Here is a 26,014-nt window from a genome sequence, read left to right on the forward strand (position 1 = left end):
CGTTACATGGAAGTTACTGAAGAACTTAATGAAAACAGGATGTTAAGTCTTCAGCAACAATTAAAGGGAACATAGCCAATATCATAAAAGCTGGCACCGTGGGTAATGTGCGTATTATTGACAATGCACAATCTTACGCCGTTCCTATTAAACCGAAAAAACCTTTGATTGTGGTTTTGGCTACTCTTCTAGGAGGCATGGTAGCTGTCGCATTTGTTCTGGTAAAAACCGCGTTTCATCGTGGAGTGACTTCTCCTGATGAAATTGAGCAAACTGGAATATCTGTATATGCAAGTGTTCCAAAATCAGCACAACAATTGGAAGTTGCGAACAAGCTAAAACGTAAAAACAACAAAGACTTACTTCTTTTAGCAAATGCCAATCCAGCAGATCTATCAATTGAAGCACTACGTGGACTTCGAACCAGCTTACACTTCGCAATGTTGGAAGCCAAAAACAATGTCTTAATGATTTCAGGCCCAGCGCCTTCCATAGGTAAGACGTTTGTATCAACTAACTTTGCTGCAGTTGCGGCTAAAACGGGTCAAAAAGTCCTTTTGGTGGATGCTGACATGCGAAAAGGTTATTTACAGCAATGTTTTGGCCTCACAGCAGAGCAAGGGTTATCTGACTTACTAAGTGGAAAAATTGATCGAGCAACCGCAATCAAGCCAAGTCAAGTTGAAAACTTGGATGTGGTTACTCGTGGTCAAGTACCACCAAATCCATCAGAGCTTTTGATGCATCCACGATTTGTTGAATTTGTAGAACAAGTATCAAAAGAATACGATCTAATCATCATCGATACACCGCCTGTACTCGCAGTTACCGACCCAAGCATTGTTGGCGCGCTTGCAGGAACAACTCTGATGGTCGCTCGTTTTGATCAAACGACTTTGAAGGAGATTGAAGTCGCGCAAGGTCGCTTCGAGCAATCAGGCGTTGAAGTTAAAGGTGTGATTCTCAATGCAGTTGAGAAAAAGGCATCTAACTCATACGGCTATGGATACGGCTACTATAACTACGCGTACAAAAGCGAATCATAAGTTGAATTTAGATCGCTAATTAAACCAAATATGACAAAGCCCTGCTAGAAACAGCAGGGCTTTTTCTATTGCACTCTTAATTGCTTGTACGTAATCAAACTAAGCAAGACAAAGAATATTGGGTCACTCCAACCAAAACCGACAAATACTCCGATAATGCCGGCATAGGTAGTAATTACTGCCCCTAAGCCATTAGTAATCAATAATGCTTTAAACAGCTGTTTCGCAGTATGCCCTGATTCCACATTACGTAACATCAAACTCACCGCAGCGATTCCACCTAAAAAGATCGAAGTATGCTGCGATAAAAACAGCGCGTACTGGTCGTTAATTTGTACTCCATACATCGGCCACATTATGGTTGGTACAAAAAACAACGCAAAAGCGAATACCGTATATACGACACCATGAACGGTTAGAAAAGTGCGGTTGGTCATCATCTCCTTATCCTCTAATAGGCCCTTGATTGAGCGTCGTTAACGGCACATTGATATCGAAAATTTGACCTCGTACTTCGACTACGCCCATTTTTCGTAAGCGTGCGGCATGCATTTCGAGATAAGCTTGCGCCGTGGCTTCATCTTCAAAAAGATAGATACCACCACCGAGTTTGTCTTTTTCGCTTTCCGTCCAGATTTTCCAAATCATGCCCGGCTCTTGGTTAATCGACTTAGCTAAGTCGACCAGAGCATTCGACATCTCGTCACCAAACGGACCATGAAATTCAAAATCAACTTGCAATAATTTCTCCATCTTGAGTCTCCTCTTCTTATTGACTCGTTTTCGATGACAAGATTATTACCTTTATAAAACTGACAGAAAAGTTCATAATTTCGCCATTAACTGTCTAAAAAATTGACTCATGAGACTAAAAACGACCTTAGAACAATGGCAAACTCTACAAGCGATTAATCAAGAAGGCAGCATTCAATCCGCAGCTTTACTGCTCAACAAGAGCCATACCACATTGATCTACTCGGTGAGGAAGTTAGAAGACCAACTTGGTATTCAACTTATCGAAGTACGAGGGCGCAAAGCGGGTTTGACAGAGCACGGCAAAACCATACTGCGTCGTGCACAATCCATGCTTGAACAAGCGCGGGAACTAGAAGTCATCAGCGAGCAGTTAAAAAGTGAGGTGGAATCTCAAATCACGGTCGCAGTAGATCATCTTTGTGACCCTTGTTGGCTTTATGCACCACTCAGTCAATTTTTGGAGGACAACAACACGACCTCCGTTCAAGTGGTTGAAACGTCACTGAGCAAAACAACCGAAATGGTCGTAAATGAGCTCGCTGACATCGCAATCATCAACTTACCGATAACCAACTACCCTGCCGAAGCATTTGGCGTAACAACCATGCTGCCTGTAATCGCAGCACACCATCCACTCGCTAAAAAGCCGCATGTTTCCATCGACGATTTTGCAACCACCAGCCAAATTGTCATCCGTGACTTAGGTGATTCAGACAAAACGAAAAGAGATGTGGGTTGGTTACGCGCACGTCAGCGTATTACCGTCGATAACTTCGACCACGCTTTTCACGCCGTAGAGCAAGGCGTTGGGTTTTGTCGGCTACCAGCGCACTTAGTCTCAGCCCGAAAGAGCGATAAAATTAAAGTATTGGAGCTCGAACACTCCCATCAATATCAAGTTGCGCTGCACCTCACTTTGCCCAAAGGAGCCAAAAGTGGTCCTGCGACTCAAGCGCTTTATCGTATTTTACTCAAAAGTGTAGAAACTCGAGTCTAGCAACAGTGGTATTGAGTTGAATCGCTAGTGTTATCGCCTATTGATTCTCCCTAAACATAGAGAAACGGCCATTTTGTGACGCTACACTCTCACAAAAGGTTGCACGAAGGATAGCGACCACCTACTATCACTCTGCTCATGCCTAAAGCCCCCAACACTCGCGGAAAGAACTCGGTTCACGGCAATATCCTCACCTGCTTGGTTTAGCAGGCACAATCTGTTTTTACCTTCTTTTTAGCTTCTATTTAGGCGAGTGTGGAAGAAATAAGAAAGGTGAAATATGAACTCTACAAATAGCTTCTCGATCAATATCAATCAGCAAAAATCCATTGCTAAAAAAAGGCTCAAAGCTATCCGCCTATACGATGACGCCACGTTGGAGTTAGTTAAGCGATTTCACTCCAAACCAGAATCTTTGGCTCCCAATACAATTCAATTGGCTGACGTTCAACATGCACTCGCAAGAGAACTGGGCTTATCCAGTTGGAGTAAACTAAAAGCTCATGTCGAAGAGCTAGAAGCGCACAAACTAGCCATCAAAGAACAAAAACCGCCCCTAGATGCAAAAGTAAAAACGCTACACGTTCGTTGTGGCCACGACATTCAACAACAACTTAAAGCCAGCGGATTTGAAGGGACATTTTTAGCCCTGATCGATCCGCTTTGTATTGGCCCCATACCAGCAACACCGCAGAACTTCCTTGCCATTCGTGCCCAATATGTCGTAGAGACTCTGCTGCCCGTGATGAAGCGTGAAGACTCGGTTCAAGATATAGTCACATTGGAACAATCAAACCTCGATCTGTTGCAAAGTGATGTATTTGAACGAATCGTCTTTTGGGTCGAACATGACAGTTATGATCAATTGATGCTAATTCGTGCTCTAACACAGTTAGAGAATGTAGAGAATAAAGTGATAGAGATCATTGAGTTGAACCAGTTCCCGGGCACTGAACGATTCATCGGCTTTGGGCAGTTGCCTGAAGAAGCTATTCGTTCTTGTTGGGGATACCGTAAACCTGTGACAGCAAAATTATTCAGTCAGGCTAAACGGTGTTGGCACGCTATTACATCACTGACACCTATTTCCATAGTTAATTTGATTCAGCAGCATAACCTGGATTGCTTGCCCAATATATTCAACGTGCTTAAACGCCATTTGCAAGAGTTACCTAATTCACAAACTGGATTGAGCTTGACACAACACCTCGCACTAAAGGTTTTGAACTCGCAAAATCGTTCAATTCCCATCAAAGATTGGTTTGAGCAATATCAACAACTAGAACCTCTTCCTTACCTAGGAGACGTGATGTTTTACGCGTTACTCCTCCCTCTAGCACAGTGTCAAACACCTTTGATCACGATTGAGTCACGTGAAAGGCACTGGTGGGAACAAAGCGTCCGTATCACTGAGGCTGGCAAGCAGTGTTTGGAGGGTTTAATACGAGCGAAACAATGCTATTGGGTTGGAGGGATTAAAAATACCAGTCAAAGTTATTGGAGCTGGGATCACCTCCAACTAACTACACTTGCCAACCATCATTGAGTTGACAAATATGAAAGCATAAAAGGTTCGTTGGCTCTGATGAACACTCAATACTAAAGTATCGCTAAAGAAGCGACCGCTAGTCTGAATACAACTTAAATAGTTATGCAGAAATGCATCCACTCAAAGAGAGTATGCACTCTATCTCTTATTAAAATTTATTGTAAATCCTCTTTGTTATCGGTTGTATATTCGATAAAAGTGTTAAAATACAAACTTTTAATCCGGCCAATTCGTTAATATTTGGTTAAAATCCCATTTTATTAGTGATAAAGTTCACATCTATTAACCATTTAGAGGATTATTCTTTCGTATTTTCTCACTCCGCTGCTAATCTGCTCGCCGCTTTGAAGTGAACTCAAGGTGCATAACTATAAGGAGTGTTCTCATGAATACCAAGAAACCGATGTCGCTTACCAGCCGCGTAATTTTAGGTATGGTTGCGGGTATCTTGACAGGATTTGCAATTCGCACACTTTTTGCCGACAACGGATTTGTCGACGCATACATTGTTAATGGATTATTCGAAGTTGGTGGACAGATCTTCGTTGCCAGCTTAAAAATGCTTGTTGTACCGCTAGTATTTGTTTCGTTAGTTTGTGGTACTAGCTCTCTCAAAGACCTTTCTACACTGGGTCGCATGGGCGGTAAAACCCTCGCTTTCTACGTTACAACAACGGCTATCGCGATTACGCTTGCTCTAACTATGGGTACTCTGTTCCAGCCAGGTGCTGGCGCTGACCTAACCGCAGCAAGTTCATTCAAATCAGCAGAAGCACCATCTTTGGGTCAGGTGATCATCGATATGTTCCCAACCAACCCTATCAGTGCGATGGCTGAAGGTAAAACCCTGCAAGTTATTGTGTTCGCGGTACTATTTGGTATCGCGATCAGCGCAGCAGGCAAACCTGGTGAACGTATTGCAGCGTTCTTCGCTGATCTGAATGAAGTGATCATGAAACTGGTTGCGATTTTGATGAACTTGGCGCCTTATGGTGTGTTCTTCTTAATGGCGAAGCTATTTACTGGTCTTGGTCTGGGCGCAATCGTCAATCTGGCAGAGTACTTCTTAGTACTGGCGGGGACGCTTGTCCTGCACGGCCTAGTCACTTACAGCTTAATGTTAAAAGGTTTCACTGGTCTAAATCCAATTACGTTCCTGCGTAAGATGGAAGACGCGATCATGTTTGCTTTCTCGACCGCATCATCAAACGCGACGATTCCAGTGACAATGGAAACAGCAAAGCACCGCATGGGTGTTGAGAACCGTGTATCATCGTTCACAGTACCACTTGGTGCAACCGTGAACATGGACGGTACGGCGATCATGCAGGGCGTAGCAACTGCGTTTATTGCTCAAGCTTTCAATATTGATTTAACTATGGGCGATTACCTAATGGTTATCATGACGGCAACTCTGGCGTCTATCGGTACCGCAGGTGTTCCTGGTGTGGGTCTTGTCATGCTTGCTATGGTATTGAACCAAGTTGGTCTGCCGCTTGAAGGTATCGCGCTCATCATGGGTGTTGACCGTCTTCTTGATATGATTCGTACCGCGGTAAATATCACTGGTGACAGTGCTGTAACCGTCATCGTTGCAAAATCAGAGGGTGCATTGGATGAAGCTCGCTTCAACGACCCAATGGCAGGCGTAGCCGAAGAAGAAGTGCACCTGAAACGCGCGGAAGCTTAAACCCTTCCAAGTTAAATTATCCTGTCTAAGCAAAAACCACCTTACTCTAAGGTGGTTTTTTATTTCCAATTAACCCGAAGTCAAAAAGGTTTAGATAAATTTCTCGTCCCCCGAGGTTGTTTCAATTACTAATCGGTAAGTAGTTCGATTCTATATTAGTTCATCTAGAGGGTTAAGATAACTCGCCTATGTTTATTACTTTGAAAATGATATAAGGAACATTTTCATCATATAGAGATACAAATTCCATTATCAAATTAAAGTTCAAAACCAAATCGCGATAGATAGTAGTCTGATAATTAAGTTGGTACTAAGATACATACATCATAATTTCATGTTTAAAAATAGTCTTTTTTATTCATTTTCTCATTTCCAATACTTGCATTAGGTTTCAACGAAAGTATGTTCGATTTTTTTAAGAAATTTAAATATACATTAAGCCCAGAGGTAAAAGGTACTTTAGTTCTTGATCAAAGACCTCTAGAAAATGTAACGGTTTACTTAGAAGCTAATTTTTTAAAAAATAATTACAAAAGGAGTTCAAGTACTAATGAGTTAGGTGAATTTCACTTTAAACCAGTCATACATGCTCAAAGGTTCAAAGAATCAGCTTTGAATCAAACATATTCATATATCGGAATATATACCTATATAAATGAAGAAAAGAAATATATTTGGGAGTCTCAGTTAAACTACGTTTCACCACCTATATTTATAAAGGACAACTTAAGTAATCTTTACTGTGAGCTTGAAGGTACCGAGTTTCGATACTTTTTCAAGAATATCAATCTAGAAAATGCTGGAGATCTAATGGTTATTAGCAACTGCAATTTAAATGGATTTTTATATAAAAGACATTTTTCATAGAGTTTATGATTGTGATGATTATTAAACTCAAAGTTCTTTAAAAGAAAAAGCTATACCTGCACGCCTCAATCAAGTTTAAACATATCAATCAAAGTGCTAATTCGCAGAATATTTCTCTAAAGTAATTCACTACTTAACTTTCGTATACTCCTGATTCTACATAACCAGTTAGTTTGCACTGACTGTACACATAAGTATCATCTTCACCATTTCCAAAATAAGAAAAAGCGAAGTAGTAAACTTCATTGGTTACTTCACAATTCAAATTTCCCATATTTTCTCTAGCAAACTCATAAGTCTCATAACCATCAATTGAAGACTCCCATATCGTCACCTCTTCTCCATTTGCTAGATGAGTCTTCAGGAAAACGAGCACGTATTTCTGATCTAAGTTCAATAAGTCTTGAGACTCATGCTCTTCAAATGCAGGGAAGGCAAACGATCCGTTAGCATCAGTAATAGTTTGAAACTCATGAATGGTTCCACGCACACCGACTCGGAGGACCACTAATTGAGATGACAACGGTTTTACGTTCAAAGTTAGCATACCAATAATATCTGGCGTATACCTGTACATGAAAGGTTTCTCTTAGATAAAAACTTGAATCTGAAAGTACCCTTTCAAATCGAGCAAATCTACTACGGAAAAACGTATTGTTACGAGCTCGTGTGCTTTGAGTAAATGTTAAAAATAACAATTTCTTGTTTGCGCTAAACCAAACATAGAACATGTTTGATGGGCCATACCTACTCCACCATCGAATTCAGTTTTTCTCTGGCTTGTGCTTCGTGTTCTTTAGTGATGGCATTACCGACTGAGTTCGCGGCTAAGGTAAGTGCTGCCATGTCATCGGTAAAACCGACGCCAGCGAGTACGTCTGGCACCATATCGGTTGGTAATACGAAGTAAGCCAATGCTCCACCTAAAATCGCCTTATGGCGAACAGAGGTGTTAGAATCTGTCATCGCGAGCCATGATTTTATGCCCATTACGGCAATTTCTTCACCCGCTTTCCTAACCGACGCTTTCATTTTACGCCAGAAGGTTTTCTCATCTGGTGCTTGCATCGTTTGGTCTAAGACGTCATCGGACGCCGAATTTACAGACATGCTTGTGGTCATCGTGCCTCCTAAATTTATGACTGTGGCATAGATATTAAGGCGATGAACCTGAACGTAGGATTAATAGCGCGTAATGATAATGAAGAAAGGAAACAAAATGGCTAGATAAAAAAATCCCCAAACCGAAGTCCAGGGATTATTGCTTTGGAAACCAAATGGTTTTGAAACCAACAGCTTTGGGAGCCAAGCTTTAGAAGCAGAATGCCTTATTGAACAATCTTCTCCAGTACACGTATCAACATTTTGATACGTGGTTCAATAGACTCAAGCAACAAGTACTCTTGATCGCTGTGGAAGCCCGCACCGATAGGTCCTAGACCATCCAAAGTTGGAACACCAAGAATCGCCGTGTTGTTTGCATCAGAGCCACCACCTACTTCTTTCCAGTTGATGTCGATCGCCAGTTCACTTGCGGCTTCTTCAACTAGCATCATCAGGCTTTCTGTTTGTGGGCTTGGCACCATAGAAGGCTTATAAGCTTCACGAACCAACTCAATTCTCACGCCACCAACGAATGGTGTTTCCAGCATGCCATTTAGCTTGCTATCGACATCATCGTATTCTTCGTTGCTCCAGAAACGCACATCCACGATCGCTTCCGCGTGCTCAGGGACGATGTTCGCACCGTTGCCGCCAGAAACAATGCCGACGTTCAGCGTAGTACCAGATTCAAAGTTGGTCATTGCATTGACAGCCAGAATCCAATTCGCCATCTCAGTGATTGCGCTGCGGCCGTTTTCTGGCTCGTTACCTGCGTGAGCAGCAACGCCATTAAAGGTCATTTTGTAGCGAGCCATGCCTTTGCGCGCTTTCACTAAACCACCGTCTGCACGTGCTGCTTCTGCAACCAGCACATTCTTAGCGTTTTTCGCAACTGATTGAATCCAATCCACAGAGTCCAGAGAGCCCGTCTCTTCATCTGGGTTCATGCAGATAGCGATAGACAACTTATCCAACACCGCTTGGTCTAGATTGCGCATCGCGTATACGATGTTCAGCAAGCCAGATTTCATGTCCGAGACGCCCGGACCGTAGGCTTTCTCTGCATCTTGAGACATTGGACGAAGCTCAGCAGTACCCACAGGGAACACGGTATCCATGTGACCAATCAGCATTACGTCGATTTGCTCAGCTTCCGGCTTGTTTCGAACTTCAAGACCGATGCCCGCTCTGCCACAGTCGATGCGTTTTACGCTCCAACCTGACATCGCTTGGTACTTCTCTTCAAATTGAGAAGCGATAAACTCGATACCATCAGTCGTGTAAGTGCCACAATCCACATTAATCAGCGGACGTAGCTCTTCTAGATATTCATTTAGAGAGAATTGCATGACTCACTCCTAGACAAACAGATTCATCACCAGCATTGCGCCAAACGCGTTCAATACTGAGATTGCAATCATAACTGGGATGTAACGACCTTCAGTACCAATTGGACCCATGATACGACCCATGTACTGAACTTGAGAGCCCATTAGGTAGATAGCAGGCGCAAGAATCGCAATGTGCGTACCGTTCAGGATACCTTGGTCAAACAGCGTAATCACTACGCCAACCGCACCGCCCATCGACATCCAAGCACCGATCAATACCGCTGCTGCTTCACCCGGAAGACCAAACACTGCCATGATTGGAGAAAACACCGTGCCCATCAGATCCAACGCGCCAGTGATTTGAAGCGCTTTGATGATAACGAACGCCATCAATACGTTAGGCACTGTAGAGGTAGTCGCAATTACCCAGCCTTTCTTAGCACCCTCGACGAAGATATCCGTCACCATTGGTTTTTTCGCTTTAACGTCACCCATTATGCCGTCTCCTCTTTTAGGTTCTCTGATTTGTTTTGGTCTTGCTTGTCTTCTTTACCTTCCGTCATGTTCAGGTAGATACGGAACAGGTTCGCGCCGATGATCTTAAATGCGAACATCACCACAACTGCTAAACCAATAGAAGACGTTACTGCTAGAGAGCCGTCAGCTATCGTCAGTGTGAACAGCACAGCACCCGATGAGAAGAAGTTCACGATGGTTGCACCTGCAGTGAACTGGAACATGGTAAATACGTCCGTTTCACGCTTAGTTAGGTGACCTTCATCTTTTAGCTGACGCGTCATTGCCGCACCTGCATCGGTACTTTGTAGAGAAGCAATTAAAGCCAGACCAGAGTTACCAGGGATGCCCATTAGAGGACGCAGAAGAGGAGTAAGAAGCTTACGAGCTGCTTCAAGTGCACCGTAGTGCTCAAGTACGTTGATCATACCTAAGGCGAACATAACAGTTGGAATCAAAGTAAGAGCGAAAATGAAACCGTCGCGAGCACCGCTACCACCAGTACCGCGAAGCGACGTTGTTGCAACTTGCACACCGTCAGCCGTTTCGGTGACACCATACGCCACCTTGCCGAAAGAGCCATTGAGCGTTGTAAAATCGAATACACCGTACCATTCGCTAGATTGCATCAGGCCAGAAAAGAACACAACCGCAAACGCCAGAGCAACGTAGCACCCCAGTGTAACTTTACGCTCAGTTTGAACAGGAATTTTCATAACATTACCTACACATGTGGAACTTAACACATATGTTCACCTGAATAGTGTGCTAGAGAGATGATCAAAATCAATCCGCCTGCCGAACATTATCGCGACTCAGTTATGAAGTTTTGTTTTATGATTCCAATCACAATTGAAAGATAATAAAAATTTGTGCTAACAATTAGGTATATTAATCTATGTCGATAGCTCACGACTTCTTCATCAACTCAACAAATGATTCTGACGAATATTGCTTTCTACAACATTCATGACGTACTTCATACTTTGGCATTGAGGCAATATCGATTAACTCGAAAGTAACATTCAGCCACGAAATTTAGGTTAGGATGGCCCGGTCATATGTAAACGGCATAAACCAGAATTAACAGGACTATACGACCCATTGTTACGCTCACAATATAAAATAGCCAAATGGACACTCGCCCTCGTGCTTTGGGTGGTGATGATATGCTTAAGCCAAAATTCTGGTTTCTCGAAAAGCTGCCCGAAGGCTCACCAAATACAGAGTCAGCAAGATGAGAGTGTGAATTTATCACCATCTTGCGACCTTTCAGAAAAGCTGGTTCAAGCGTACCAACATCAGTTTGATCATATTCTTATTCCATTTTTTCTGTTTGCTTTGATTGTGGCGCTGCCGATGACAACCACAGCAATTCGTTATCTGGAATACACAGAACCGATACCGGAAAAGTATCGGGTTCACCTAAAACTTTGCGTGTTTAGAGAATAAAGCCAGCAAGGCGAGAGACCTTTCTGCCTGACTTTTGTACATATTTTATTCACTTCACATAACAAACAACGAAATTTAAAAGTTTTAGGAAATATTATGACATTCACTCGTACACTTTTGGCGTTAACGATGGCTATCGTATCTGCCGTATCTTTCGCATCAGAAAAGACCGCAGAACAAAAGCTAGAGGAAGTTAATCAGATACTAAAAGATAACCCTCAAATTCTTGATTCATTGCACCAAAACCTTCAAGAGTACATTGCGTATCAACAGTCATTTGGCGACACCTTGAAGGAGGTTCGTCAATATCTAAGTGATGGCAAACATTCCTCTTTTGGTGCTGAAAACCCTGAGTTAACCATTATTAACGTAACAGACTACAGCTGCCCTTTTTGTAAACGTTTAGAAGGAGAGCTGGTCAAAGTTGGTAAGGAATATCCGCAGGTAAAAGTGCTTAACCTCAATATCTCTTTTAAAGAACAATACGAGAAAAACGGCTACAACTCGGCAAGTTACGCATTAAATGTTTGGCAAAACCAGCGAGATAAGTACGAACAAGTGCATGAGTTATTGGTGAAAAAACCGGGCGCACATGACGCACGTTCCTTAAATCAAATCGCGAAAAAAACGGGGACAGAAGCGCAGCTTGTCGACGACAAAGAGACCAAGGCGTTGCTTGATAAAAACTATCAGTATTTCACGCAACTTGGTTTACGCGGCACGCCTGCGTTGATCATTAATGATCAAGTCATTCCTGGCTATGTGCCGTTTGACGAGCTAGAAAAAGTCATCGACCAAGAACTGGCGAACTAAAACAACAAAGCCCTTCCCTGATAACTCAAGGAAGGGCTTTTTATTTATCGACATAAAGAGCGTTTAGTTACTTATCACGTCCTACAAACGCCACAACGACTTTGTCATTGCCAAGCGAGCGAGAGAACACGTACGCGCCTTCTTGTTCAATTACTTGATGCTGACCCGCACCAATCGCTGGGTGCGCTTTACGGAACTGACCAAGAGTTTGCCAGTGTTTGAGCAGCGCTTGCTTCTCATCAGATAGCTTCCATACCATGTCAGAACGAGTGCCTTGGTGGAAATCGTCCGCGTAAGGACCAATGTTACGACCAACTTCATCACCATAGTAAACCTGAACAGCACCAGGGCTCAGAAGCAGTGCATTCGCGGCGTTACGCTGCATGCCGTAATCTTTGAAGCGAGAGAAGAACAGCTCGGTATCGTGAGAAGACATGTAGCTCACTGGGTTGAAGTCTTTTTCATTGGCGATAGTATCTGCGTAACTTTGGTAGGTGTCTGCCATTTGGCTGAAACACGCCGCGCCTTTGTCTAACTTCTTCTGCATGTCGAAGTTAATCAACGCATCAAAGCCATCGTCAAAGTAAGGACTGCGATATGCGGTATGTCCCCATACTTCACCCATCATCCAGAATGGCTGACCTGACTTACCATTCTCTTTGCGCCACTGCTCAAGACTGCTTGAAGCCTCTTCTTTCAAGCGTTTCCACACATCGCCTTCAACGTGCTTCACCGTATCGACACGGTAACCATCAATGCCAAAGCGTTTCACCCAATCAGTTTGCCACTCAATTAGGTAGTCCGAGACGGTGTAATTGTCGCGCGCCTCTACGCGAGTACCAGGGTTATCCAATAGCCACTGCGCGGGCTTCACGGCTTTGTCTGATTCGGTGATAAAGTCAGGTAAACCCGCCAATGACATAGTGATATCACTGCTGCCCGGAGCTGGGTATCCCGGTAGACCTGTTCTTACCCAGTCACCGCCCCACCATTTCGACCAGTTTGGACTCTGGTAATCAATATTCTGGTGATAGCTATGCCAATTTTCACCCGCTTTTGGTTGCCAGTCACCCCACTTATTCGGTAAATCAGCGTTTGGTTTTAACACCTCAATACCGTCAAATTGCAAATCGGCTAACGTTGAGTAACCGGTGTGGTTGATTACTGCGTCCATCAAGACTTTAAGGCCACGTTTGTGTGCCTCTTCCACCAGCTTTTTCAGGTCATCTTCGTTACCGAAGTTCTCATCAATCTTGGTGAAATCACGCGTCCAGTAACCGTGGTAAGCGTAGAATGGGAATGAGCCGCTATCGCCGCCACCCACAAAACCGTGTACTTGCTCAACGATTGGCGATAACCAAATCGCATCGGTACCTAGGCTATTGATGTAATCTAGCTTTTCGATCACGCCTTTTAGGTCACCGCCGTGGAAGGTGCCGATCTCTTCTTTGCCGTCTTTCTTACGCCCATAGCTGTTGTCATTGCTGGTATCGGCGTTGTTGAAACGGTCAACCATCACGAAGTAAATGTTGGCATTACGGTAATCAAACGGTACTGCTTCTTTGGTTTTCTTCACTGGCTCTAGTAGCACCAAACCGCCGGAATCTTTGCTTGGTGTCAGCGATACTTGCTGATCTTTTACTTCGACCATTTGACCAGAATAGGCATCACGCAACTTGGTGCCATCGGGGAAACTGTCACCCAGCGCGATGGTGACTTCGCCGCCTTGGTAAACCTCACATTGCACTTGTGGGATTGGGCGTTTGAATTCTGTCTTGGCAGCTTTCTTAGGTTCACGCTTGAAGCGTAGAGTTTTGGCTTCCGCATCAAAAGCAAAAGAGTAATCGCCAGTAAAACGGATTTTTAACGGCAGTTCTGTTGGTTTTCCGCAGTTCAGCGCGATAGGTTTGTTGAATTTGACCTTCTGACCATCAGGCGCGACACAGTCGCCTTCAACACCCGTGATTTTGAGCGTGTATCCGTCTTTGGTTAAGGGCACAACCAAAGGTTGCTCTGCACTTAAAGGAAAGTCACGGCTGTTGGTCGTGGTTGAAATGGTGATGTTTGGCTCGGCGATGGCACTTGCCGATGCAAGCAATAAGGTCGTCGTAATCAGATTCAGTTTCATCGTTCAGTCCATTGGTTGCGCATAGGCGCAGTATTCGTGTTGTAGTTTTATTCACACTAATAGTAAATGGATGAAAAACTGAGCACATCATTCTGAAAGGCTACGCCCTAAAGCTTGTGACGCTTCACATTTTGCTTTTATTGGGGCGTAGTTCTATTTACGAGCAGGATAAAAGGGAGTTTAAAGCTGCACGCTGCCTAGGTTGCGCATTTGTCTCATCGCCCAATTGACGCGGCTGATGGTGTAAGAAGTCTGAGGGTAGACTTTGATGCGATACGGATTTGGCAGCACCACCGCAAGCCTTGCTGCTTGGCGTGTTGAAAGTTGTTTAGCTGGAATACCAAAGTAGTTTTGTGCAGCGGCTTCCGCCCCATAAATACCCGGCCCAAACTCCACCACATTCAAATACACTTCGAGAATGCGTTCTTTACTCCACATTGCTTCCATCAGCAGAGCAAAATAAAGTTCATACGCTTTGCGCACATAAGAGTGTGAAGGAAACAGAAACACGTTCTTTGCAGTTTGCTGAGTAATCGTGCTCGCACCGCGAGAGGGACCGTTCTCGCCAGACTCTGAGATCACTTTAAACAAGGAATCAAAATCCACTCCGTAATGGGTCGGGAACTTTTGATCTTCTGTCGCAATCACGGCCAGTTGAATGTGTTTAGAAATATCACTCAAAGGCACCCATTCATTTTGACTCTCTTCAGGAAATCCTTCAGGAGGAGAAATTATGCGGCTGATCTTCCATCCCCAAATTGGTGGATCGATGTATTTCACTATGCCAACGAGCATCACTGGTAAAAGCAAAAGCACCAATAAGATATTGAACAGAAGGGATTTAATCTTTCTCAAAGTCCGACCTAGCCTGATTTCATAAAACAATATGATGCAAGTATAGAGTATGCAGTCTGTTTATCGTTAGTGAAAACTTGGTTAAAAAAAGCCCGATTTACAATGTAAAACGGGCTTAGAATTTGATTAGACTAAATTATTTGTGCAGCTTGTAGAACACGGTTGAAAGTGGAGGCAAACGAAGCTCAAGTGATTGAGGCAGTGATTCACTTTCGACTTGTTCCGTTTTCACACTGGTCAGCACTTTAAAATCGCTTCCGCCGTATTTGCTGTCGTCCGTGTTCAGCAGCAGTTCGTATTGACCTGCATTTGGAACACCTAAACGGAAACGCTCGTGTGGTACGGGCGTAAAGTTGGTGATGATGAGAATACGCTCACCTTCTTTACTAATACGCTCGTGCGCTAGGATGCTCGCATCCGCTTCGTCTTGTAGACGCCACTCAAAACCAGCAGGAACACAATCTTGATCGTGCATCGCCGCTTCATTTCGGTACAAGTGGTTCAAATCTCGCATCAGCTTTTGGACACCTTGATGACGCTCATATTCCAGTAAGAACCATTGCAACTGATCATCGTGGTTCCACTCCGCCGTTTGGCCAATTTCCGCGCCCATAAAGTTCAGCTTTTTGCCCGGTTGACCATACATATAACCGTAGTATGCTCGTAGGTTTGCGGTTTGCTGCCATTCATCGCCTGGCATCTTGTTGTGAATAGAGCCTTTGCCGTACACCACCTCGTCGTGAGAGAGAGACAAGACGTAGTTCTCGCTGTGCGCATAAACTAGCGGGAATGTGATGGTATTGTGGTGGTATTTGCGGTGAACAGGATCTTCTTTGATGTATGAAAGACTGTCGTGCATCCACCCCATATTCCACTTGAAGCCAAAGCCTAAACCACCCATAAAGGTTGGCGCAGACACACCCGGAAACGCCGTTGACTCCTCCGCAATCGTCATCGCATTCGGGAAGTGCTTGTACACTTCTTCGTTCATCCATTTTAAGGTTGCGATTGCGTCGTAGTTTTCGTTGCCACCGTCAACGTTCGGGACCCACTGATCGTGGCTACGTGAATAATCGAGATAGAGCATCGACGCGACGGCGTCCACGCGAATACCATCAATATGGAATTGTTCAAACCAGTACAGCGCATTCGAGACAAGGAAGCGACGCACATGCTCACGGCCTAAATCGTAAATGTAGGAGTTCCAGTCTTGGTGCCAACCGCGACGTGGGTCCGGGTCGTGGAACAGCGGTGTGCCGTCAAAGTTTGCTAAACCGTGGTCATCCGATGGGAAATGCGCCGGAACCCAATCCAGCACCACACCGATACCAGCTTGGTGACACGCATCCACGAAGAATTTGAAATCATCAGGGGAGCCAAAGCGGCTAGTTGGTGCAAACAAGCCAACAGGTTGATAGCCCCATGAACCATAGAATGGATGCTCAGACACAGGCATCAGTTCAACGTGGGTGTAGCCCATATCCACAAGGTATGGCACCAACTGCTCCGCGAGTTCGCGGTAGTTCAGGAAATCACCTTTCTCGTCGCGCTTCCATGATCCAGCATGCAGCTCGTAAAACGATAACGCTTCATCACGCTTTTGTGTCACTGCGCGATTTTGCCATTTCGCATCTTGCCATTGGTAACGCTTGTGATCGTAAGTAATGGATGCGAACGATGGGTATTGCTCAGAGTAGAAACCCCAAGGGTCTTGTTTGTGTGGCAGCCCTTCCCCATTTGGCCCTTTGAGCTCAAATTTGTACTGAACGCCTTCTTCTAAGCCAGGAATGAATAGGCCCCAGATACCGTAGTCTAGGCGTTGCATTGGATGACGACGGCCATCCCATTGGTTGAAGCAACCCACAAGGCTAACAGCAGATGCATGTGGTGCATAAACAAGGAAACGCACACCAGAGATGTTTTCACCGCCACGTTCTAGCGTGACAAAGTGCGCGCCCATGTAGTGATACATATCTTTTGGCGTATGCAGATGCTCGTATTCTTGGTAAATATTGTGGTACTGATACGGATCATCAATAATTTGTTCAACACCATTCCAATCAACTGCCAAACGGTAGTGAGTCAGGTGTAAATCGCGTTGCTCTTTTAAGATGAAGCCGCTGTCGCCATCACGCTCAAGCGCCACGCGAGGCTCACCATTAACAAGCAGTTCAACCTTGTTTGCGCCCGGCATCCAAACTCTCAGCGAAGCTTCGTCGTCAATGAATGGACCCAGCGCCGCAAATGGATCTGAGTAAGCCGCCTCAGCAAGCAGTTCGTATGCGCGTTCGTGTTGTTTCTTTATTTTCTTGGTTTTGGTGGTTTTCAAATCTTTCTCCCTAGAGCCAACATCCTTTTCAAGACCAGAGATCTGAATCAAACATCGGTTTCTCCACAGCCAACGTTGTGAACTCACAAAAAGACTCCGCTTCTCACGTTCGTTGCGTAAACGGCGTCAAAATACAAAAATGCCCGCTATTGTCGCGGGCATAATAACGGTACTTCATCCTAACGGATTGTGTTTTAGGAATGAGTGACCTAGACGGAACTTTCGTACCTCTGAGCTAACAAAATTGGTAATCAGCTCGTCCATCTACACCACTCTAGGCATCTTACTTACTCGCCTGTGCACGAACTTCAGTAAGGCGTTTAGAAATACGATTCACATCTTCACGGCTGAAGATTTCATCTAGGTTCATCGACAATTTACGACGCCAGTTTGGATACTCATCCACCGTACCAGGAATATTGACCGGTTGATCCATTTCTAGCCAGTCTTCAAGCTGAACACTAAGCAGTGCAGAGTCACCCGCGGCTACGTGCAGTTGCAGCGCTTCGCTTAGGTATGAATCCATTGGCACATACTGAGCATCATGACCAATGCCTTCTGGCAAATAGCCATGCCAGCGAACGCTGTCTAGAATGCCTTGTTTGCACTTCAAGCGATCAGCGAATAGGCCTTCCAACTGCTGTTCATCAGGGTACAGACCAATCTCACGCCCCATCTTCAAGTCATCACAGTGCCAGAAACCGCGTAGTGTTGGCATATCGTGCGTACACAGTGCAGCCATAGACTGCTCAGCGTAGTGCTTCGGAGAAATAAAGCCACCGTCGTCTTTTGATGTTTCGAAGAAGAAGACTTTGTACGAATGCACACCCGCATCACGAAGGATATCAACGATTTCATCAGGTACAGTACCCAAGTCTTCACCGATTACAGAACACTGATGACGGTGAGATTCCAACGCTAGGATTGCTAGCATGTCTTCCACTGGGTAGTACAGGTATGCACCTTCTGTCGCTTTCTCGCCTTTTGGAATCCACCAAAGGCGAAGCAGGCCAAGTACGTGGTCGATACGCAATGCACCACAATGCTTCATATTAGCACGTAGCAATTTGATGTAAGCGTCGTAGCCAGTCGCTTCTAAAACCTGAGGGTTAAGCGGAGGCAGACCCCAGTTTTGGCCTAGTGGACCAAGTACATCTGGTGGCGCACCGATGCTTGCATCCAATACTAGCGCGCCTTCGTCAGCCCATGTTTCGCTGCCTGAATCTGCAACACCAACCGCAAGGTCGCGGTACAAACCCACAGCCATGCCTTTTTCTTCGGCTAGCGCTTGCGCTTCTTTGATTTGATCGTCTGCGATCCATTGCAGGTACATGTACAAGTGAACACGATCTTGGTTGTCCTTAATGTACTTCTGAGTACCAGCTGCGTCGAATGTGCGGTATTTCTCAGGGAATACTGGCCAGCCCCACATGTTTGCATCTTCTGCATGTAAATCAGCATGAAGTGCATCGAATGCAGCTTGGTGTAGCAAGCTGTCGCCGCCTTTTTCAACAAAGTCCAAGAAGGCACGAGCGCGATCAGTGTTCTTGTCTAAATGGCGAGCTTTAAACTCACTGAATAGCAACGGAAGAACGCTCATTTTTAGTTGCGAAACTTCGGTGTAATTCACCCAATGAGAGTCTCGCGCTTTTTGTAAACGTTGTTGGAACTCTGCACTACCGACACGTTGTTGTGCTTCTGCACTTAGCGCGAACTCAGGTACAGAGCTTACGTCGATGTACATGATGTTCAACCAACGACGAGAAGACGGGCTGTATGGGCTTGCCCCTTCTGGATTCGCAGGGAACAGCGAGTGAATAGGGTTCAAGCCAATGAAGTCACCGCCACGAGAGGCAATATCACTCACCAGTTGTTTTAGGTCACCAAAATCACCGATGCCCCAGTTATGCTGAGTACGCAGTGTGTAAAGCTGGATACTAGGACCCCATAGCTTTTTGTGTTGGTTTAGATCGTCTTGTTTGAAACACGCTTTCGGCGTAATGATCAATGACATCTCGTAAGGTGTTTTACGACGCTTACGACTGATGATCAGTTTGTGATAACCCCAAGCCAAGTTCTTTGGCAATGCAAACACTAGAGGGCCACCCTCAGCACGCTCATCACGAACGATTTGGGACTGAAGATAGCCTTCAAGTACCTCTCCTTGTTCTGTTTCTAAACGCCAGCTGAATTCACTCTCACGAGCACTCGTACCTAGGTTTAGTTCCACTTCGACTGGTTCGCCGTCGCGTAAAACAAGAACAGGGGCTAGTACGTCTTTTTTATGTTTCTTTTCAGCAGAAGCCAGTAGTTTTTCATCACTGCTAGTATCGTAGCCAAGCGAAGCGAGCAAGCGGCGTAGCGTCTCCTCAGACACTTTAGCCTCATCTCCCCAAGCACTGACATAGCTATCAGCCAATCTCGCCATTTCCGCGACTTTCTTTAATGCTGTTTGTTCTTTCATCGCTTTCTCCGAAGGTAATACCAACACCTTCCATGTAGGGTTTTATTGTTATCAATAACTTCTTTTGGAAAATGACCAAAGGTAGCGCTTGGCTACCTTGGTCTTAACTAGGTTCTATTAGCGTTTCACCGCTTCAAGTTTCCAGATATTGTTCACGTAGTCGCGGATTGAGCGGTCTGACGTGAACTTGCCAACAAGGGCGGTATTAAGAATGGCCTTCTTCGCCCAGCCAGCTTGATCTTTATATTGTTCGCTCATGTCTTCGTGTGCTTTCACGTAAGAGGCGAAATCCGCGAGACATAAGTATGGGTCACCACCGTCTAGTAGGCTGTCGTATGTGGCACGCAGTAAGCCTGGTTGGCCTGGTGTGAACTCTTCACCCAATAGCAAGTCCATTGACGCTTTGAGTAAGTGATCCGCATTGTAGTAATCAAATGGGTTGTAACCTTGAGCTTTCAGCGCTTTCACACCTTCAACATCTAGACCGAAGATGTAGATGTTCTCATCGCCTACTTCCTCACGAATCTCAACGTTTGCACCATCCATTGTACCGATAGTTAGCGCACCGTTTAGCGCCATCTTCATGTTACCTGTACCTGATGCTTCTTTACCCGCTAGCGAGATTTGTTGAGAAACGTCAGCCGCAGGGATAATGATTTCAGCCATGCTCACGCGGTAGTCAGGGATGAATACCACTTTCAGCTTGTTACCGATGCGAGGGTCGTTGTTCACCTTGTCTGCAATCTTGTTGATTGCGAAGATGATTTCTTTCGCTAGGTGGTAACCCGGTGCTGCTTTCGCAGCGAAGAACACAACGCGAGGCACACATTCGAAGCCTGGTTCGTTAATAATGCGATGGTACAGAGACAGTACGTGTAGCAAGTCTAGATGCTGACGTTTGTACTCGTGCAGACGCTTGATTTGAACATCGAAGATTGCATTAGTATCGAGCTCGATACCCATGTTCTCTTTCACCCAAGTTGCTAGGCGTTCTTTGTTCTCTTTCTTCACTGCCATGAATTCTTTTTGGAATGTCGCGTCAGTAGCGTACTTCGCAATACCTTCAAGTTGCTCTAGTTTCGCTGGCCATTCTGGGCCGACTTTCTCAGTGATAAGCTGAGACAGACCTGGGTTACAGAACTTCAACCAGCGACGTGGCGTAATACCGTTCGTTACGTTGTGTAGACGTGTCGGGTACATTTCGTGGAACTCTGGGAATAGGTCTTTCTTAACCAATTCAGAGTGAAGTGCTGCTACACCGTTTACTGCGTAAGAGCCGATTACACATAGGTTTGCCATGCGAACCATGCGGTGGAAACCTTCTTCGATGATAGAAAGCTTCTGTTGCTTCGCGACATCACCCGGCCACATTGCACGTACGTCTTGTAGGAAGCGGTGGTTGATCTCGTAAATGATCTCCATGTGACGTGGTAGCAGGTGCTGGATTAGCGACTCTGGCCATGTCTCTAGTGCTTCTGGAAGTAGCGTGTGGTTGGTGTACGCAAATGTCTTAGAGCTGATTTCCCAAGCCGCTTCCCAAGTTAAACCTTTTTCATCCATCAGGATGCGCATTAGTTCAGGAATCGCAATCGTTGGGTGTGTATCGTTAAGCTGGATAGTCTCTTGCTTAGGTAGATCCGCTAGCGAGTAGCCCGCAGCTTCGTGGCGACGTAGGATGTCACGTACAGACGCTGCTGAGTGGAAGTACTGCTGCATTAGACGCAGTGTTTTACCTTTCTCGTGGTTGTCGTTCGGGTAAAGCACTTTAGTGATGTTACCTGCGTCGATCAGTGCGTGCTGAGCTTCGAAGTAATCACCATTGTTAAAGCTTGCTAGTGAGAATGGTGCAATCGCCTGACATTCCCAAAGACGTAGCGGGTAAACCGTGTCTGATTCGTAACCCACAATTGGAAGATCCCAAGGCATTGCTCTTACTGTCATGCCTGGTACCCATTTGCGAACTTCTTTACCGTTCTCGTTAATCACTTCAACGTGACCGTAGAAACCGATCTCTTGCGCAAGTTCTGGACGCGCAATTTCCCAAGGGTAGCCTTCTACACCGCGCCAAGCGTCAGGTGCTTCTTGCTGGCGACCATCTTTGAATGACTGTTTAAATAGACCGTATTCGTAATGTAAACCATAGCCGACAGTTGGGAATTCTTGTGCCGCACATGAATCCATGAAACACGCAGCCAGACGACCAAGGCCACCGTTACCCAATGATGGGTCGCGCTCTTCTTCTAGCAGATCAGTTAGGTTGTAACCCAGTTCAGCCATTGCTTCTGTTACTTGTCCATACAGACCCATGCTGATTAGGTTGTTACCCGTCAAACGACCGATAAGGAATTCTAGCGAAAGGTAGTTAACGCTCTTCGCACTTTTAATGCGTGGATCTTCTTCTGTCGCAAGCAAATCTAGAGTAGTAAATTCAGCCAGAGCATGCCCCATTGCTAGGTACCATGCGCGGCTGTCTGCGTTTTCAATCGTATGAGCGTAAGTTACAGATAAGTGTTTCTTTACGCTTTCTTGGAACGACTTCTTGTCAAATTGTTTTTGTTGAGTAGGTTTCATTACGAAATTCTCACGTCTTTTGGTAATTCATCTGCCATACATCGTGCATTTACCTCTGTGAATAAACATCCTCCTAATTCTCATCCTTTGAAGGAGGAGGGCTGAGGGCGTAGAGGGGGTACCATTGCTAGGTTAGTGATCCAAATCTCAACAAAGTGAACTTTGCACCAGTTCTTAGTGATTTTGATCACAATGGAATGTGAGAAAGGTTAAAACCCGTTCATGACGCTTTTTATAGTCCACTCATCTGATGATGTGAAAATTGTAATATCGGTCACATTAACTCGGTCAGCGTAGAAGAACTTTTCGTAATCTATGTGCAACGCGATCTTAACGCTAACGAAACAAACGACATTTAAGTGACGACAATCACAAATAAAGGGCGTAGTTGATGGTAAATCCATCAACCCTTGAGAATTAGGAAGTGGATCAAAGTAACGAACATTTCTGATGTCGTAACATCCCTCTCAGCTCACAGGATTGTACGCTTTTTATACAAGCTAGAATTAGGCGATGTGAGTTATTTCTAGTTTTCGCTAGCTTTTATATCTAAGTGACCGTATGGAATGGTTTTTCAGACGGACGCAAGCCCCAATAGTAGCGACATTATCCGGTATTCAAACAGTGTTTTTGATGCTGATGACATCATTCAGTAAGACGGCTTTCAAGGGGGCTTTACTAGAATGATCACGTTGCTGTCATTTGGGTATACATAAATAAGGACATAACTACTAATGTGGATTCCATCTAAGCTTACTCGACCAGGACGCCTGCACAATGCCATCGTGCGCCCACGAGTGTTGGACTTACTACAGCAAGCGCCTTACTACAAATTGGTTTTATTCCGATCCCCAGCAGGTTACGGAAAAACAACAATGGCAGCGCAGTGGCTATCCGATAAGCCAAACGTCGGTTGGTACAGCATTGATGACAGCGATAACGACGGCTTTCGCTTTGTAAACTATCTGCTTCAAGCATTAAACAAAGCCACCAACTTCAGTTGCGCTAACGCACAAAAACTGGCGGAAAAACGTCAGATCTCGTCTTTACGCTCCCTATTTAGCGAAGTATTCGCTGAAATGGCTGACTTTCATCAAGAATGCTACGTGGTGCTTGATGACTACCATTTAATCACGAATGATGAAATCCATGAATCCATGCGTTTCTTCTTAAAGCACATGCCAGACAACCTCACCGTTGTGGTAACCAGTCGTGCAGCGCCGCCTCTGGGCACTGCAAACTTACGTGTTCGTGATTTAATGATCGAAATCGGCAACGAGATGTTGGCGTTTGATACCGAAGAAACCACTCGCTTCTTTAACCAGCGTATCGCCGATGGTATTGATGAAGACATGGCGAACAGCCTAAGAACCTATGTTGAAGGTTGGCCATCGGCGATGCAGTTGATCGCATTACAAGCCCAACATCAAAACCGCACATTGGCACAAACTGTAGAGTCGGTATCGCAGTTCAATCACGCGCACTTGTGGGATTACTTGGTCGAAGAAGTGTTTGACCTACTCGATCACGAAACTCGTCACTTTTTAATGCAAGTATCCGTGCTTGACCACTTCAATGATGAGCTAGTGTTTGCCCTTACCCAACGCGAAGATGCACTGGGAATGATTGAATCGCTTAACCGTTACGGCTTATTCATTTACCCACTCGAAGGGGAACAGAACTGGTTCCGATTCCATAACTTATTTGGCGAGTTTTTGTCTCATGAGCGCCAAGCTCGTATTCCTCAGCAAGAAAAAGATCTCCACCGCAATGCTGCTATCGCTTGGTTACAACAAAAAGCACCACACCAAGCGATTCATCATGCACAAAAATCGAATGATAAGGACTTAGTGGTAGAGATCCTAAACGAATTCGGCTGGAAGATGTTTAACCAAGGCGAACTCAGCACACTGGAAAGCTCAATTAACAAGTTGGACGATGATCTGTTGTTCAGCCACCCAAAACTTACGATGCTCCGAGCATGGTTGGCTCAAAGTCAGCATCGTTATAACCAAGTGGGCCACCTGCTTGAAGAAGCGGAAGAGGAACACAAAAAGCGTAACATTGCGTTAGATATTCATTATCAAGGTCAAGCAAACGCGTTGCTTGCTCAAGTGGCTATCAACAGTAACCAACCAGAAAAAGCTCTCGAATTAGCGGAGTTAGCGCTTAGCCAACTTGATAACACAATTTACCGTAGCCGAATTGTGGCGACTTCGGTTGTTGGTGAAGTTAACCACGTGCTAGGTAAACTAGACCGTGCTTTGCCGATGATGCAACAAACTGAAAAGCTAGCTCGTCAGTATCAGGTATATCACCAAGCGTTATGGGCAATATTGCAGCAAAGCGAGATTTTAATTGCACAAGGTTACGTGCAAGCTGCCTTTGAACTACAAGATTCCGCATTCCGTCTGATTGAAGATCAGCAGCTTCAGCATGTTCCTCTTCATGAATTTTTGCTGCGTATTCGCGCGCAAGTACTTTGGTGCTGGAACCGACTTGATGAAGCGGAAGAATGCGCGTACAAAGGTCTGCAAATTCTCGAAAACCATTCACCAAGCAAGCACTTACATAGCTATTCGATGTTGGCGCGTATTGCGATTGGACGCGGTGAATTAGACAAAGCCGGTAAATTCATTGAGCACATCCAACACTTGATGAAACAGTCGACTTACCATGTAGATTGGACTGCAAACGCTTCACTATCGTTGATTCTATTTTGGCAAGCGCGCGGGAATACCGATGCAATGCAAGAATGGCTCAACACTGCGGTTCGTCCTGAATCGGCATGCAACCACTTTTCTCAATTGCAATGGCGTAACATTGCCCGCGCCCACATTAACTTAGGCCAATATACCGACGCTCGTGCTGCGTTAGATTTCCTCCAAGGTGAAGCTCGTCGCACTAACCTAATCACAGATACTAATCGCAACTTAGTGGTTGAAGCGGTCCTTTCTGCTCGCCAAAAAGATGAGGAGCAAGCCAAGGCTCTGTTAAAAGAAGCATTAGTAATGACGAACCAAACTGGCATGGTCGGAAACTTCCTGATTGATGGTGCAACCATTGGCGGTCTGCTGGAGAAGTTGAGCCTCCGCCATGAACTGGGCGATCTTGAGCGTCACCGTGCTCAACAGTTAATGAAGGACATTTCATCGAATCAACGTAGCCGGTCGATTCACTTTGATGAAGACTTTATTGAAAAGTTGGTGAATCACCCTAATGTGCCAGAGCTAGTACGTACCAGCCCATTAACACAACGCGAATGGCAGGTTCTGGGACTGATTTATTCAGGCTTTAGTAACGAGCAAATCGCACAAGAGCTGGATGTGGCAGGTACGACAATTAAAACCCACATTCGCAACCTGTACCAAAAGCTTAATATTGCTAATCGTAAAGAAGCCATTGTGACAGCTGAAAATTTGCTACAGTTAATGGGGTACTGAACTGCTAGATAAACGGGTTAAAACGTAAAGTAAAACACAAGGGTTGGCGTAACACGTCAGCCCTTTTTTATGACTGACAGGAAGAGAAGTGCAATTTGCAAAG

19 protein-coding genes and 1 pseudogene are annotated in these 26,014 nt (G+C 45.0%); 8 read left to right on the top strand and 12 right to left on the bottom strand.

Annotation, left to right across the window (positions count from 1 at the left end; translation table 11 throughout):
* Positions 1 to 77 precede the first annotated feature (77 nt).
* Positions 78 to 1,046, top strand: a pseudogene (locus R8O11_RS02970) (polysaccharide biosynthesis tyrosine autokinase); the annotation flags it as partial.
* A 65-nt stretch (positions 1,047 to 1,111) separates the two neighbouring features.
* Here R8O11_RS02970 and R8O11_RS02975 read toward each other — a convergent pair.
* Positions 1,112 to 1,483 (bottom strand): hypothetical protein, encoded by a 372-nt coding sequence (locus R8O11_RS02975; RefSeq protein WP_017634450.1) that lies wholly within the window; start codon positions 1,481 to 1,483, stop codon positions 1,112 to 1,114.
* Positions 1,484 to 1,490: 7 nt separating this feature from the next.
* Positions 1,491 to 1,799 (bottom strand): monooxygenase, encoded by a 309-nt coding sequence (locus R8O11_RS02980; protein ID WP_203345566.1) that lies wholly within the window; start codon positions 1,797 to 1,799, stop codon positions 1,491 to 1,493.
* 109 nt (positions 1,800 to 1,908) lie between these two features.
* Here R8O11_RS02980 and R8O11_RS02985 point away from each other — a divergent pair, with 109 nt between their 5' ends.
* The 4 genes from R8O11_RS02985 to R8O11_RS03000 all read left to right on the top strand — a co-directional run bounded on the left by R8O11_RS02985 (position 1,909) and on the right by R8O11_RS03000 (position 6,905).
* Positions 1,909 to 2,799, top strand: coding sequence for a LysR family transcriptional regulator (locus R8O11_RS02985; protein ID WP_318193899.1), 891 nt, complete (start codon positions 1,909 to 1,911; stop codon positions 2,797 to 2,799).
* Between the two features lie 280 nt (positions 2,800 to 3,079).
* Positions 3,080 to 4,345 carry a DUF1835 domain-containing protein gene (locus R8O11_RS02990; protein ID WP_318193900.1) on the top strand — a complete coding sequence of 422 codons (1,266 nt, stop codon included), beginning with the start codon at positions 3,080 to 3,082 and terminating at the stop codon, positions 4,343 to 4,345.
* Between the two features lie 388 nt (positions 4,346 to 4,733).
* Complete coding sequence (locus R8O11_RS02995) at positions 4,734 to 6,038, top strand: dicarboxylate/amino acid:cation symporter (protein WP_025768631.1); 1,305 nt, start codon at positions 4,734 to 4,736, stop codon at positions 6,036 to 6,038.
* A 402-nt stretch (positions 6,039 to 6,440) separates the two neighbouring features.
* A complete protein-coding gene (locus tag R8O11_RS03000) occupies positions 6,441 to 6,905 on the top strand; it encodes a DUF6795 domain-containing protein (protein WP_033906666.1) in 465 nt (154 codons plus the stop codon).
* A gap of 133 nt (positions 6,906 to 7,038) precedes the next feature.
* On the opposite strand, the gene R8O11_RS03005 is transcribed toward R8O11_RS03000, so the two are convergent.
* From R8O11_RS03005 to R8O11_RS03025, 5 genes are all read right to left on the bottom strand, one after another.
* Positions 7,039 to 7,482 (bottom strand): DUF6795 domain-containing protein, encoded by a 444-nt coding sequence (locus R8O11_RS03005; protein WP_033906665.1) that lies wholly within the window; start codon positions 7,480 to 7,482, stop codon positions 7,039 to 7,041.
* A 170-nt stretch (positions 7,483 to 7,652) separates the two neighbouring features.
* The gene (locus R8O11_RS03010) at positions 7,653 to 8,027 is read right to left on the bottom strand and encodes a YkvA family protein (protein WP_033906664.1); all 375 of its coding nucleotides are present in this window, start codon (positions 8,025 to 8,027) and stop codon (positions 7,653 to 7,655) included.
* A gap of 206 nt (positions 8,028 to 8,233) precedes the next feature.
* Positions 8,234 to 9,358, bottom strand: a complete 1,125-nt coding sequence (locus R8O11_RS03015) for a M20 family metallopeptidase (RefSeq protein ID WP_064376876.1) — start codon at positions 9,356 to 9,358, stop codon at positions 8,234 to 8,236.
* Between the two features lie 9 nt (positions 9,359 to 9,367).
* The gene (locus R8O11_RS03020; RefSeq protein WP_005374849.1) at positions 9,368 to 9,835 is read right to left on the bottom strand and encodes a YjiG family protein; all 468 of its coding nucleotides are present in this window, start codon (positions 9,833 to 9,835) and stop codon (positions 9,368 to 9,370) included.
* Positions 9,835 to 10,572, bottom strand: coding sequence for a nucleoside recognition domain-containing protein (locus R8O11_RS03025; RefSeq protein WP_318193901.1), 738 nt, complete (start codon positions 10,570 to 10,572; stop codon positions 9,835 to 9,837). The genes R8O11_RS03020 and R8O11_RS03025 overlap by 1 nt, the downstream gene beginning before the upstream one ends.
* A 448-nt stretch (positions 10,573 to 11,020) precedes the next feature.
* Here R8O11_RS03025 and R8O11_RS03030 point away from each other — a divergent pair, with 448 nt between their 5' ends.
* Positions 11,021 to 11,308, top strand: coding sequence for a hypothetical protein (locus R8O11_RS03030; RefSeq protein WP_049872671.1), 288 nt, complete (start codon positions 11,021 to 11,023; stop codon positions 11,306 to 11,308).
* A gap of 96 nt (positions 11,309 to 11,404) precedes the next feature.
* A complete protein-coding gene (locus R8O11_RS03035; RefSeq protein WP_318193902.1) occupies positions 11,405 to 12,121 on the top strand; it encodes a DsbA family protein in 717 nt (238 codons plus the stop codon).
* A gap of 67 nt (positions 12,122 to 12,188) precedes the next feature.
* Here the strand turns inward: R8O11_RS03035 and R8O11_RS03040 are convergent, their stop codons facing one another.
* The 5 genes from R8O11_RS03040 to R8O11_RS03060 all read right to left on the bottom strand — a co-directional run bounded on the left by R8O11_RS03040 (position 12,189) and on the right by R8O11_RS03060 (position 22,468).
* The gene (locus R8O11_RS03040; RefSeq protein WP_262639556.1) at positions 12,189 to 14,249 is read right to left on the bottom strand and encodes an alpha-amylase; all 2,061 of its coding nucleotides are present in this window, start codon (positions 14,247 to 14,249) and stop codon (positions 12,189 to 12,191) included.
* 180 nt (positions 14,250 to 14,429) lie between these two features.
* Positions 14,430 to 15,104 carry a monofunctional biosynthetic peptidoglycan transglycosylase gene (gene mtgA / locus R8O11_RS03045; RefSeq protein WP_053349995.1) on the bottom strand — a complete coding sequence of 225 codons (675 nt, stop codon included), beginning with the start codon at positions 15,102 to 15,104 and terminating at the stop codon, positions 14,430 to 14,432.
* 136 nt (positions 15,105 to 15,240) lie between these two features.
* Positions 15,241 to 17,433, bottom strand: a complete 2,193-nt coding sequence (gene glgB, locus R8O11_RS03050) for a 1,4-alpha-glucan branching protein GlgB (protein WP_249371685.1) — start codon at positions 17,431 to 17,433, stop codon at positions 15,241 to 15,243.
* 283 nt (positions 17,434 to 17,716) lie between these two features.
* Positions 17,717 to 19,897 carry a 4-alpha-glucanotransferase gene (gene malQ, locus R8O11_RS03055; protein ID WP_005374838.1) on the bottom strand — a complete coding sequence of 727 codons (2,181 nt, stop codon included), beginning with the start codon at positions 19,895 to 19,897 and terminating at the stop codon, positions 17,717 to 17,719.
* A gap of 117 nt (positions 19,898 to 20,014) precedes the next feature.
* On the bottom strand, positions 20,015 to 22,468 hold the full coding sequence (locus R8O11_RS03060; RefSeq protein ID WP_318193903.1) for a glycogen/starch/alpha-glucan phosphorylase: 2,454 nt from the start codon (positions 22,466 to 22,468) through the stop codon (positions 20,015 to 20,017).
* 734 nt (positions 22,469 to 23,202) lie between these two features.
* On the opposite strand from R8O11_RS03060, the gene malT reads away from it, so the two are divergent.
* Positions 23,203 to 25,911, top strand: coding sequence for an HTH-type transcriptional regulator MalT (gene malT / locus R8O11_RS03065; RefSeq protein WP_005374834.1), 2,709 nt, complete (start codon positions 23,203 to 23,205; stop codon positions 25,909 to 25,911).
* Positions 25,912 to 26,014: the final 103 nt, after the last annotated feature.

The sequence above is a fragment of the Vibrio sp. 1288 genome (assembly GCF_033344475.1).